We start from the raw sequence: 11,883 nt of genomic DNA, 5'->3' as shown, positions 1-11,883 counted from the left end.
GGACAACCGGTGGCCTCCGGGTGTCGCAGACTCTCGGAACCCGCCGTATTGACCGCGATTGACCTGCGCTGACGGCCTTCCCGACGCTGTGTCGGATCGGGTACGGTCAGTGCGCCGCGTGGCCTCGCGCGCCGGGAGCGCACCGCGCAGGCACCGAGGAGGACGGCCCGTTGCGCGAGATCTCCGTCCCGCCCGTGGCGTCGAAGCCACCGGTCGGCGGACTGGCCGACTGCCTCTTCGAACGCGCCGAGGCGGCCCCGAACGCAGCCGTGCTCGCGCGCAAGGGCACCGACGGCCGCTGGCGTGACGTGACCGCGGCGGCCTTCCGTGAGGAGGTGACGGCGGTCGCGAAGGGGCTGCTGGCCGAGGGCGTGCGGTTCGGCGACCGCGTGGCGCTCATGTGCCGCACCCGCTACGAGTGGACGCTGCTCGACTTCGCGCTGTGGTCGGTGGGCGCGCAGCCCGTACCCGTCTACCCCACGTCGTCGGCCGAGCAGGTGAGCTGGATCCTCCACGACGCCGACGTGAGCGCCGTCATCGTGGAGGACGAGGGCCACGCCATGACGGTCGGCTCGGTCATCGACCGGCTGCCCGGGCTGCGGCGGCTGTGGCAGCTGGACGCCGGGCTGGAGCAACACCTCGTGCGGGCCGGAGCGCAACTGCCGGACTCCGTGGTGGAGCGGCATCGCATGGCCCTGACGCCCGACACCCCGGCGACGATCCTCTACACCTCGGGCACCACCGGCCGGCCCCGGGGCTGTGTGCTCTCGCACGGCAACTTCATGGCGGAGTGCGACAACATGCTCGGCGCGTTCGAGAAGGTCATCCGGCCCCGCCCCGCGGCCCGCCCGGCCACGCTGCTGTTCCTGCCGCTGTCCCACGTCTTCGGTCGCATGGTCCAGGTGGCCGCCCTGCGCTCCGGGGTCAAGCTCGGCCACCAGCCGGCGCTCAGCGCGGCCGAACTGCTGCCGGACCTGGCCGCCTTCCGCCCGGACTTCTTCCTGGCCGTCCCCTACGTCCTGGAGCGGCTGTTCCACGCGGCGCGGCGGCGGGCCGAGCGGGACGGGCGGCTGAACGGCTTCGACCGGGCGGTGCAGGTGGCCGTGCGCTACGCCGAGGCCGTGGAGGCCCGGGCGTTCGGGGAGGGGCCGGGCCCGAGCACCGCCCTGCGGTTGCAGCACCGGTTCTTCGACCGCGTGGTGTACTCCCGCTTCCGGGCTGCCCTCGGCGGGCGTTGCGCCTCCGTCATGTCCGGGGGCTCGGCGCTGGAGCGGCGGCTCGGGCTGTTCTTCGACGGCGCGGGCATCCGCGTCTACGAGGGCTACGGCCTGACGGAGACGACCGGCGCGACCGTCGCGAACCCGCCGCGGCGCACCCGGTTCGGCACCGTCGGACGGCCGATCCCCGGCACGTCCGTGCACGTCGCGGACGACGGCGAGATCTGGCTGCGCGGCGCCCAGGTGTTCCAGGGCTACCACGACGACCCGAGGGGCACGGGCGCGTCGCTCTACGAGGGCTGGCTGGCCACCGGGGACGTCGGCAGGCTGGACGAGCACGGCTATCTGACGATCACCGGACGGAAGAAGGACATCCTGGTGACGTCGGGCGGGAAGAGCGTGTCGCCGGGGCCGCTGGAGGACCGGGTGCGCGCGCATCCGCTGGTGGCCCACTGCGTGCTGGTCGGCAACGACCGGCCCTACGTGGCGGCGCTCGTCACCCTGGACGCGGAGGCGGTGGCCCACTGGCTGGCCATGCGGAACGGCCCCGCCCTCGCCCCGGAGCAGGCCGTGCGCAGCCCGGAGCTGGAGGCGGAGGTCCAGCGCGCGGTCCTGGCCGCCAACTCCGCCGTCTCGCAGGCTGAGTCGATCCGCGCCTTCCGTGTCCTCGCGGCCCGGTTCACCGAGGAGAGCGGGCTGCTGACGCCTTCGCTGAAGGTCCGCCGGGCCGCCGTCGAGCACGTCTTCGCCGCCGAGATCGAGGAGCTCTACCGGTCGAGGCCGCCGCGTCCCCGCGCCGGAGCGGACGGCTGAGGGACGCCCGGCGACCGCCCACCGCGCCGCCCGGGACGACGGAGGGCAGTGACGAGCTGCGTGCGCGCGGCGTCCGGATCAGCGTGAGCACGCTCAGCGCCTGGCAGACGGGGCGGAGCAGGCCGGAAGGCGTCCGCTCGCTGGAGGCGCTGCCGTTCCTGGAGGAGCTGCTCGGGCTCGGCCGCGGCACACTGCGCGCCGGTCTGCCCGCCCGGCGCCCCCGCGGCCGGCGGCCGGCCTGGGAGGCGGCGCTCGCCACCCAGGGTGCTGCGCCGGGTGTCGGACGCGGAGAAGGGGGCGCGGTTCCAGCATGTGGAGGTCGATCCCGTGCCCGGCATCTACGGAGTCCGCTGGGGCTGAGCGCCACCCTGTCAGACGCGCCCGGGACGTCCCGGGTCCCCGTACCCGGGAATGGTCGGCGCCCCGCGTACGTTCAAGCTCGACAGGACGTGAGGCGCCCGCCCGTGACACCCGCGATCGGCCGCGGAGCCTCACCGCGCCCACGCCCACCGTGACGGACGACGTAAGGATTCCTCGCTCGATGAGCAGCGTTCCCAGCATCACCCTGAACAACGGCGTCACCATGCCGCAGCTCGGCTTCGGCGTCTGGCAGATCCCGGACGACGAGGCGGCCACCGCCGTCACCCACGCCCTGGAGGCGGGCTACCGCAGCATCGACACCGCCGCGGTCTACGAGAACGAGAAGGGCACGGGGCAGGCCATCGCCGCCTCCGGGCTCCCGCGCGAGGACGTCTTCCTGACGACGAAGCTGTGGAACAGCGAGCAGGGCTACGACTCCACGCTGCGCGCCTTCGACGCCTCGGTGCGCCGGCTGGGCGTGGACTACGTGGACCTGTACCTCATCCACTGGCCACTGCCGATGTTCGACCGCTACGTGGAGACCTGGCGGGCCTTCGAGAAGCTCTACGCCGACGGCCGGGTGCGCGCGATCGGCGTCTCCAACTTCCAGCCGCCGCACCTGGAGCGGCTGCTGGACGAGACGTCCGCCGCTCCCGCGCTGAACCAGATCGAGCTGCACCCGCGCCTCCAGCAGGAGCAGGTGCGCACCTTCCACGCGGCCCACGGCATCGCCACCGAGGCCTGGTCCCCGCTGGGCCAGGGCAAGGAGATCCTGGCCCAGCCGGTGCTCACCGGGATCGGCGAGAAGCACGGGAAGTCGGCGGCGCAGGTCATCCTGCGCTGGCACCTCCAGGTGGGGAACGTGGTCATCCCCAAGTCGGTCACGCCGTCGCGGATCCGGGAGAACATCGAGGTGTTCGACTTCGAGCTGGACGCGGACGACCTCGCGGCGATCGCGGGTCTGGAGTCGGGCGGGCGGATCGGCCCGGACCCGTCCACGATGGACTGGCGGGGCTGAGCCCGCCGCCCCGTGCCGAGAGCTGAACGCGCCGGGGCCCGGGAACGGGCTCCGGCGCGTCCGGCCCGGCGCGTTCACTCGTACGAGGGCACTCAGGACGGAATTCGAGGAATTCCGCGGGCGGACCAATCCGTCCCGGCGCACGCTCCGAAGTCCGGATGACGTCGCCTCCGGGAGGAATCAGATGCTGTCCACGTGTCCGCTCTCCGTCGCGCGGCCCCCGGGGGCCGCGCGACGCCCGAGCCCGCGCCGGGTCAGGAGGGGGAACGGATGAGGGAGCCCGTGTCCATCTCCGGCACCGCCGCCCCGCAACCGGACCTCCAGGAGCTGATGGGCTCGGTGGCGCGGGGTGACGGCGATGCGTTCGCCGCCCTCTACGACCGGGTGGCCGGGCCCGTGCTGGGGCTGGTCCGCAGTGTGCTGCGCGATCCGGCCCAGGCCGAGGAGGTGGCGCAGGAGGTCCTGGTGGAGGTCTGGCGCCGGGCCGCGCACTTTCAGCCGCACAAGGGCAGCGCCATGGCGTGGATCATGACGATGGCGCACCGTCGCGCGGTGGACCGGGTCCGGTCCGCGCAGTCGGCCACCGACCGGGAGCACAAGGCGGCGCTCCTGGCCCGCACGCCCGCCTTCGACGAGGTCACCGAGGAGGTGGAGGCCCGCCTGGAGCGCGAGCAGGTGCGCCGCTGTCTGCGCGCCCTCACCGAGCGACAGCGCGAGTCCGTGACGCTCGCCTACTACCGGGGTCTCACCTACCGGGAGGTCGCCGAGCTGCTGGCGCTGCCGCTCGGCACCGTCAAGACCCGGCTGCGGGACGGTCTCATCCGCCTGCGCGACTGTCTGGGGGTCAGCACATGAGCACCGTCGATCTGCACACGCTGACCGGGGCGTACGCCCTGCACGCGCTGACCGGCGCGGAACGCGAGGAGTTCGAGCAGCACCTGGCCGTGTGCCCGGCCTGCGCACAGGAGGTACGCGAGTTCGCGGCGACGACGGCGAAACTCGGGCTCGCCACCGCGGTGCGGCCCCCGGACGCCTTGCGGGAACGTGTGCTCGGCCGCGTCGCGACGGTGCGCCAGGAGCCGCCGAGGGTGCCCCGGCAGCCCCGGGCCACGAGCGGGCTCCCCCGGGGCGGGCGCCGCCTGGCCAGGCTGGCCCTCGCCGCGAGCCTCGCGGCGGCCGTCGCGTTCGGCGGCGTCGCGGTCTGGCAGTACCAGTCGGCCGAGGACGCCCGGCAGCAGGCCGAGCAGAGCGAGCGGCGGTCGGCGGAGCTGACGCGGGTGCTCGCCGCGGGCGACGCCGAGGTGACCACCGCGGAGCTCGCAGGGGGCGCCACGGCCACCGTGGTCGTGTCCCGGGAGCAGAACAGGGCCGCCTTCCTCGCCTCCGACATGCCCGCGCCGCCCAGCGGCCGCGTCTACCAGCTCTGGTTCGACGAGGCGGGGACGATGCGTCCGGCCGGGCTGATGGACCCGGAAGCCGGTGACACCGCGATGCTCATGGACGGTCCGCTGCGTGACGCGACGGGCATGGGCATCACCGTCGAGCCGCCGGGCGGCTCACCGCGGCCCACCTCGGAGCCGGTGGCCGTCATGTCCTTCACCTCCTGAGCCGGTCCCGGCTCGAATCTCTCGGGAAACCGACCCCTCTGGGGAAAGGAGCTCGTGTGACGTCCGTCTCGGTCGTCCTGTTCACCTCCGACCTGCGGGTGCACGACCATCCTCCGCTGCGGGCGGCGTTGCGCGCGGCGGACCGGGTGGTCCCGCTGTTCGTGCTGGACGAGGCCGTACGGCGGGCGGGTTTCGACGTACCCAACCGCCGTGCCTTCCTGGCCGGCGCCCTCGCCGACCTGGACGCCTCGCTGCGCGGGCGGGGCGGGCGGCTGGTGCTGCGCGAAGGGCCGCTGGTGGACGAGGTGTGCGCCGTCGTCCGGGAGACGGACGCCCGCGAGGTGCACCTCGCCGCCGGGGTCAGCGGCTTCGCCCTGCGACGTGAGGAGCGGCTGCGCGAGGCGCTGCGGGAGCAGGGCTGCGCCCTGCGGGTGCACGACGGTGTGATCACCGCGCTGCCGCCCGGCGAGGTGACGCCGCAGGGCCGCGACCACTTCGCGGTGTTCACGCCCTACCTGCGGCGCTGGGAGGCCGCGGGGACGCGGAAGGCTCTCGGCGCGCCGCGACGCGTGGACGTGCCCGACGTGGCCTCGGCCGAGCTGCCCTCCGCCGAGGTCGCGCAGGCGTCACCCGGCCTGCCGGAAGGCGGCGAGAGCGTGGGCCGCAAGCGGTTCGCGACGTGGCTGTCCTCCGGCGTGGACGACTACGCGCGGCGCCACGACGAGCTGGCGGGCGAGGGCACCTCGCGGCTCTCGCCCTATCTGCACTTCGGCTGTCTCTCCCCCGTCGAGCTGGTCCACCGCACGCGCTCGCGCGGCGGCGCGGGGGCGGAGGCGTTCGTGCGCCAGCTCGCCTGGCGCGACTTCCACCACCAGACCCTGCATGCGCGCCCGCGGGCCGCGCACGCCGACTACCGCACGCACCAGGACCGCTGGCGGACCGACGAGGACGATGCCGCGGCCTGGCGGGAGGGCAGGACGGGCTACCCGATCGTGGACGCCGCCATGCGGCAGCTGCGCCACGAGGGCTGGATGCACAACCGGGCCCGCCTCCTGGTGGCGAGCTTCCTCGTGAAGACGCTGTACCTGGACTGGCGGATCGGGGCCCGGCACTTCCTGGACCTGCTGGTCGACGGCGACGTGGCCAACAACCAGCTGAACTGGCAGTGGATGGCGGGGACCGGCACGGACACCCGCCCGAACCGGGTCCTCAACCCCCTGACGCAGGCACGGCGGTTCGATCCGGACGGCGTCTACGTACGGCGCTGGGTGCCGGAGCTGCGTGCCCTGGAGGGACGCGCCGCCCATGAGCCCTGGAAGGCCGGGGACGTGGACTACCCGGCTCCGATCATCGACCTCGCCGACGGGCTGGCCCGCTTCCGCTCCGCCCGCGGCCTGGAGTGACCGGTGCCGGCGGTGACCGGCCGGCCGCTCCAGGCCCCGTGCGAGGTCAGCGTGAGCGCGGCGGACGGGGGAAGAACCCGCTCGTCCGCGCCGCGTACTCGGCGTATCCCGGCCGGTCCGCCATGTGGGCCTCCAGCAGTCGCTTGCCGCTGCCCCGTGTGAGCAGCAGGCTCATGACCACGGGCGAGACGAGGACCGCGGCGGCCACCGCGGGGTCGGCGGCGGCGAAGAGGTACAGCCCCCACCAGACGCAGAAGTCACCGAAGTAGTTGGGGTGCCGGGTCCAGGCCCACAGGCCACGGTCCATGATCCGCCCCCGGTTCGACGGGTCGGCGCGGAACCGGGCGAGCTGCCGGTCGCCGACCGCCTCGAAGGCGAAGCCCGTCAGCCACACCAGCAGTCCGGCCAGGGCCAGCGGCCCGAGCGCCCGGGGGAGGTGGGCGGCCGCCTGGACCGGCAGGGACACCAGCCAGACGAGGAAGCCCTGGAGCAGGTACACCACGCCGAAGGCGTAGACGTCGCGGGGGACCCCCCGCGGCGCCCCGGCCAGCAGCTTCTCGTAGCGCGGGTCCTCCCCGTGGCCGCGACCGCGCCGGGCGATGTGCGCGGCCAGCCGCAGTCCCCACACGAGCGTCAGGGCGGTGACGAGGAGCCGACGGGCGGGGTCGCCCCCGTCGGCGGAGAGGGCGAAGCTCACCAGGGCGACGACGGCGAAGCCCGGGCCCCAGGCGATGTCCACGACCCGGTGCAGGCCCCGGCGCACGGCCACCGCGAAGGTGATCAGCATGACGCCGAGGGCCCCCGCGGCGCTCAGCGCGAGGTTCACCCCGAAGTCGCCCCAGGGGAAGCCGGTCACGACACCGCCCCCGGCCCGGTGTGCCAGCGGGGAACCGTACCGCCGACGCCGCTGCCGCCCTCGGCGTCGGGCCGCACGGCCAGGATCTGGTCGACGCCCATGCGGCCCTCCTCGAAAGCCAGCGCGCCGCCGACGAGGTAGAGCCGCCAGACCCGGGCGGTCCGTTCGCCGACGAGTTCGACGAAGGCCTCCCACCTCTCCTCCAGCGTCCGGTGCCACGCGCGCACGGTGCGCACGTAGTCCTCGCGCAGGGCGTGCACGTCGCGCACCTCCAGCCCCGCGTCCTCCAGCAGCGAGACGGTGCCGCCCAGTGGCCGCATGTGCATGTCGGGGGCGATGTAGGTCTCGATGAACGCGCCCCCGCCCGGGGCCGTGGAGCCCCGGGACATCTGCTGCACCAGCACCCGGCCGCGCGGCCGGACCGAGCGCCGCAGCAGCGCCGCGAACGCGGGGTACTCGGCGTCGCCGACGTGCTCGCCCATCTCGATCGTGCTGACGGCGTCGAAGCCGCCGGCCTCGATGTCGCGGTAGTCCCCCCACTGCACGTCGACGCGGTCGGCCAGGCCGCGCCGGGCCGCCCTCTCCCGCACGAACCGGGCCTGCTCGCGCGAGAGCGTGACCGAGGTGACCTCGGCCCCGTGGTGCTCGGCGGCGTGCAGGCTGAGCGAACCCCAGCCGCAGCCGACGTCCAGCAGTCGCGCGCCGGGGCGCAGGTCCAGCTTGCGGCAGATCAGCTCCAGCTTGTCCCGCTGCGCGTCGGCGAGCCCGTAGCCCGGCTCGTTTGGGGGCGCCGTCCAGTATCCGCAGGAGTAGGCCATCGACTCGTCCAGCAGGAGTGCGTAGAAGGCGTTGGACAGGTCGTAGTGGTGGCTGACGGCCGCGCGGTCGCGGCTTCTGCTGTGCGGGGTTCCGGTCAGCCGGGCCTGCTCGGCAGGAGAGGCGGGCCGGGGGCCGATGACGCCGAGCCGGCCCGCCGTCAGCAGGGCGCGGCCGAGGAGGGACGCGGCGGCGCGCGGTCCTCCGGCGCGCAGCCGCGGCGGGTGCAGGCCCTGGTCCCGGGCGGCGCGCCAGAGGGAGCGCAACCCCTCGGCGAGGTCTCCCTCGACGTCGAGTTCGCCGGTGATGTAGGCCTCCGCGAGGCCGAGCTCGCCGGGTGACCAGAGCAGCCGGCGGACCGCCCGGGGGCTGCGCAGGACGACGACGGGGCCGTGGGCGGGGCCCGCCTCGCTGCCGTCCCAGGCCCGCAGCCGTACGGGCAGCGGGCCGCCGAGGAGCTCCGCGGTGAGGGTGTCGATCTGGTGTGCGGCGTCCCGGTTCACGCGCGGGCCTCCCGGTGGTCGCGGCTCGGGGTGCCCGTGGCGCGGGGCGTCCCGTCCGTCAGCAGGATCTGGTGGACGTCCAGGTATCCGGAGCGGAACCCGGCTTCGGAGTAGGCGAGGTAGAGCCGCCACATGCGGTGGAAGGTCTCGTCGAAACCCAGCGCCGCGACCTCGGCGGCGCGGGACTCGAACCGTTCCCGCCACAGGCGCAGGGTCTCCGCGTAGTGCGGGCCGAAGGGGGCGCACCGCTCGACCCGCAGCCCGGTGTGCGCCCGCGTGATCTGCCGGATCGCCGTGACGGAGGGCAGGAGTCCGCCGGGGAAGATGTACTTCTGCACCCAGGTGTGGGTGTTGCGGGTCGCCAGCATCCGGTCGTGCGGCATCGTGATCGCCTGGAGGCCGATCCGCCCGCCGGGGGCGAGAAGGCGTTCCAGTGTGCCGAAGTACTCCGGCCAGAACTCGGCGCCCACGGCTTCGATCATCTCGACACTGACCACGGCGTCGTACCGGCCCGTGGCCTGGCGGTAGTCCTGGAGCAGAACCGTCACGTCCTCGGCGTGTCCCGCCGCGGCGATCCGGCGTTCGGCGAGGTCGCGCTGCTCGGCGGAGAGCGTCAGGCTGACCACCGTGGCTCCGCGCCCGGCCGCCCGGAGGGCCAGTTCCCCCCAGCCGGTGCCGATCTCCAGCAGCCGGGACCCGGCCCGGACGCCGACGGCGTCCAGGAGCTGGTCGATCTTGCGGTGCTGCGCCGCGGGAAGTGCGGCGAAGTCGGCGGGGAAGCCGCGGAACACGGCGCTGGAGTACGACATCGTCGGGTCCAGGAAGAGGCCGAAGAGGTCGTTGGAGAGGTCGTAGTGACGCTGGATGTTGTCCCGGGCTCCGGCCGGGGTGTTGCGCTGTCCCTCGGGCTGCCGGCGCGCCCACAGCGCGCGCAGCCGCTGGAGGGGCCGGGGCACCAGCTCGGACACGTGGGCGGCGAGCACGGTCAGCACGCCGACCAGGTCCTCGGCCTCCCACTCACCGGCCATGTAGGACTCGCCGAAACCGATCAGCCCGTGGGCACCGACACGCCGGTGGAACCGCTCGGGTGCCCGCAGTTCGAGGAGGGGGCCGCCCAGCCCGAGCGTGCCGCCGTCGGGCAGCCGTACCCGCAACGGCAGCCGGTCCAGGGCACGCGACACGATCCGTTCGGATATCAGGGTGCGCGCCGCGGAAGCACGGGGTACGCGGGCCACGTCGGGCCATCGCGTGGGATCGGGGGCGATACCGCCGGCGGCTGGGGACACGTTCACTCCAGGCCTTTCTGAACTCGGTGACGGGGGCGCGGCAGCACGGGCAGTCCGCGCAGGAGCAGGCGGATGCCGTGCAGGCGGATGGCCGCGGAGACGGCGAGGGTGGACCACGGGTGGCGCAGCGTCGCCCTGAGTACCTCAGAGGCGGTGGCCGCGCGGCGGTGGCCGCGCACGGTCGCGGTGAAGGGGCGGGTGCCGTCCCGTTCGAGATGGACCGTCAGGTCCAGCCGTCCGGCCGGCTCGGGGAGCCTCATGCGGTAGTGGCCGTCCACCGGGAAGAAGGGCGAGACGTAGAACTCCTTGGCGACCCGGGCCGCTCCGGTGTCCTCGGGACGCAGCACGTAGCAGTGCCGCTCGCCGTAGGTGTTGTGCACTTCCGCGACCACGCGCTCCCCCGAGCCGTCGGCGGGGGTGCACCAGTACAGGGTCAGCGGGTTGAAGACGTGGCCGAGGACCCTGGCGTGGGCCAGCATGCGCACCCGGCCGTCACCGAGCCGGACGCCCTGGGCGTCCAGCAGCCGGGCCAGCCCTTCCCGCAGGGTGGGGGCGGTGCCCGCGAAGTGGTCGCGCGGATCGAACCGGACCAGCGGGCGCAGCGGCAGGGGCAGGCGGGGCGGGTGGTCCACGTCGACGAACCAGAGGAACGTGCGGTGCCGCAGGGTGTGCCGCACGGGCCGGCCGCGGACGTGAACGATCTCGCACCGGTACAGGGCCGGGGCGCTCACCACTCCACCCCCAGGGCGCGGGCGGCCAGGGCCCCGGAGCGGCAGCCGTCCTCGTGGAAGCCCCAGCCGTGGTAGGCCCCGGCGAACGCCGTGACGGGGCCGGAGAGCGCGGGCAGGCGGCGCTGGGCGGCCACCGACTCCGGTGTGAACACCGGATGCTCGTAGACCATGCGCGCGAGCACGGCGTCAGGGTCGACCCGGTCGGCACCGTTGAGCGTGACGATGTGGGGTCGCGAACTGGTCAGCCCCTGGAGCCGGTTCATGTCGTAGCTCACCCGGACCGCGCCGGAGCCGGCGTCACAGGCGGGCATCAGGTAGTTCCACGACGCCCTGGCCCCGGCCCGCCGGGGCAGCACGGTCGTGTCCGAGTGCAGCTGCGTGGGGTTGCGCGCGTAGCGGATGGCACCCAGGACCTCGCGCTCCGGCTCCGTGGGATCGGCGAGCAGCTGGAGTGCCTGGTCGGGGTGGACGGCGATGACCACGGCGTCGTAGCGCTCCGCGCCGCCGCCCGCGACCGTGATCTCCACCCCGTCGGCGTCACGGCGGACCGCACGCACCGGGCGCCCCGTGCGCACCGTGCCGATCGCTTCGGCCACCCGCTCCACGTACGTCCGTGAGCCGCCCGCGACCGTTCGCCAGACGGGGGACCCGGTCACGGCGAGCATCCCGTGGTGGTCGAGGAAGCGGAACAGGTAGCGGGCCGGGTAGCGCAGGGCCGTGTCCGCGGCACAGGACCACACGGCGGAGACGAGCGGCGTCATGAAGTGCGTGACGAAGTAGCGCGAGAACCGCTCCTGGGTGAGGAACTGGCCGAGCGTCGGCTCGGCCTCCCCCTCGGGCGTGGCCAGGAGTGCGCGAGCCCTCCGGTGGAAGACGGGCACCTCCGCCAGCAACCGCAGGTAGCCGGGACGGACCGCGTGCCGCGGGCTGGCGAACAGGCCGCGCGGCCCCCGCGATCCGGCGTACTCGAGCCCGCATCCCTCGCAGCGCACCGACATGCTCATCTCGGACTCGCGTGTTTCGACGCCGAGTTCGGCGAAGAGGCGCAGCAGGTACGGATAGGTGCGCCGGTTGTGCACGATGAAGCCGGAGTCCACGCGCACCGGCCGGCCCGTGTCGTCGGTGAGGTCGTGCGTGTGGGCGTGGCCGCCGAGGCGGTCGTCGGCCTCGTACAGCGTCACGTCGTGGGCCCGGCTCAGGACGTATCCGGCCGTGAGCCCCGCGACTCCGCCGCCGATCACCGCGGTACGCCGTCGGTCCCGGGACATGCTGT

At 74.2% G+C, this 11,883-nt stretch carries 10 protein-coding genes; 5 read left to right on the top strand and 5 right to left on the bottom strand.

The window, feature by feature from the left end; genetic code table 11:
• The first annotated feature begins 170 nt into the window (after nucleotides 1–170).
• The 5 genes from O7609_RS22455 to O7609_RS22435 all read left to right on the top strand — a co-directional run bounded on the left by O7609_RS22455 (nucleotide 171) and on the right by O7609_RS22435 (nucleotide 6,418).
• Nucleotides 171–2,030, top strand: coding sequence for an AMP-dependent synthetase/ligase (locus tag O7609_RS22455; protein ID WP_269744124.1), 1,860 nt, complete (start codon nucleotides 171–173; stop codon nucleotides 2,028–2,030).
• 541 nt (nucleotides 2,031–2,571) lie between these two features.
• A complete protein-coding gene (locus O7609_RS22450; RefSeq protein ID WP_269744123.1) occupies nucleotides 2,572–3,408 on the top strand; it encodes an aldo/keto reductase in 837 nt (278 codons plus the stop codon).
• Nucleotides 3,409–3,678: 270 nt separating this feature from the next.
• Complete coding sequence (locus tag O7609_RS22445; RefSeq protein WP_269735190.1) at nucleotides 3,679–4,263, top strand: sigma-70 family RNA polymerase sigma factor; 585 nt, start codon at nucleotides 3,679–3,681, stop codon at nucleotides 4,261–4,263.
• Entirely contained in the window at nucleotides 4,260–5,015 is a 756-nt protein-coding gene (locus tag O7609_RS22440) for an anti-sigma factor (protein WP_269735191.1), read from the top strand. The genes O7609_RS22445 and O7609_RS22440 overlap by 4 nt, the downstream gene beginning before the upstream one ends.
• Nucleotides 5,016–5,071: 56 nt before the next feature.
• Nucleotides 5,072–6,418, top strand: coding sequence for a cryptochrome/photolyase family protein (locus O7609_RS22435; protein WP_269744122.1), 1,347 nt, complete (start codon nucleotides 5,072–5,074; stop codon nucleotides 6,416–6,418).
• A 46-nt stretch (nucleotides 6,419–6,464) separates the two neighbouring features.
• Here the strand turns inward: O7609_RS22435 and O7609_RS22430 are convergent, their stop codons facing one another.
• The 5 genes from O7609_RS22430 to O7609_RS22410 are packed head-to-tail and all read right to left on the bottom strand — an operon-like array spanning nucleotide 6,465 to nucleotide 11,878.
• The gene (locus O7609_RS22430; RefSeq protein WP_269735193.1) at nucleotides 6,465–7,274 is read right to left on the bottom strand and encodes a DUF1295 domain-containing protein; all 810 of its coding nucleotides are present in this window, start codon (nucleotides 7,272–7,274) and stop codon (nucleotides 6,465–6,467) included.
• Nucleotides 7,271–8,593, bottom strand: a complete 1,323-nt coding sequence (locus O7609_RS22425) for an SAM-dependent methyltransferase (protein ID WP_269735194.1) — start codon at nucleotides 8,591–8,593, stop codon at nucleotides 7,271–7,273. The genes O7609_RS22430 and O7609_RS22425 overlap by 4 nt, the downstream gene beginning before the upstream one ends.
• Nucleotides 8,590–9,885, bottom strand: a complete 1,296-nt coding sequence (locus O7609_RS22420) for an SAM-dependent methyltransferase (protein WP_269744121.1) — start codon at nucleotides 9,883–9,885, stop codon at nucleotides 8,590–8,592. Before O7609_RS22420 ends, O7609_RS22425 begins: the two co-directional genes overlap by 4 nt.
• Nucleotides 9,882–10,610 (bottom strand): DUF1365 domain-containing protein, encoded by a 729-nt coding sequence (locus O7609_RS22415; protein WP_269735196.1) that lies wholly within the window; start codon nucleotides 10,608–10,610, stop codon nucleotides 9,882–9,884. Before O7609_RS22415 ends, O7609_RS22420 begins: the two co-directional genes overlap by 4 nt.
• Nucleotides 10,607–11,878 (bottom strand): NAD(P)/FAD-dependent oxidoreductase, encoded by a 1,272-nt coding sequence (locus tag O7609_RS22410; RefSeq protein ID WP_269735197.1) that lies wholly within the window; start codon nucleotides 11,876–11,878, stop codon nucleotides 10,607–10,609. The genes O7609_RS22415 and O7609_RS22410 overlap by 4 nt, the downstream gene beginning before the upstream one ends.
• Between the last annotated feature and the right edge of the window lie 5 nt (nucleotides 11,879–11,883).

This window comes from Streptomyces sp. WMMC1477, assembly GCF_027460245.1.
In the GTDB taxonomy this organism is placed as follows: Bacteria; Actinomycetota; Actinomycetes; order Streptomycetales; family Streptomycetaceae; genus Streptomyces.
This window is presented reverse-complemented; position numbering and strand designations above follow the sequence as displayed.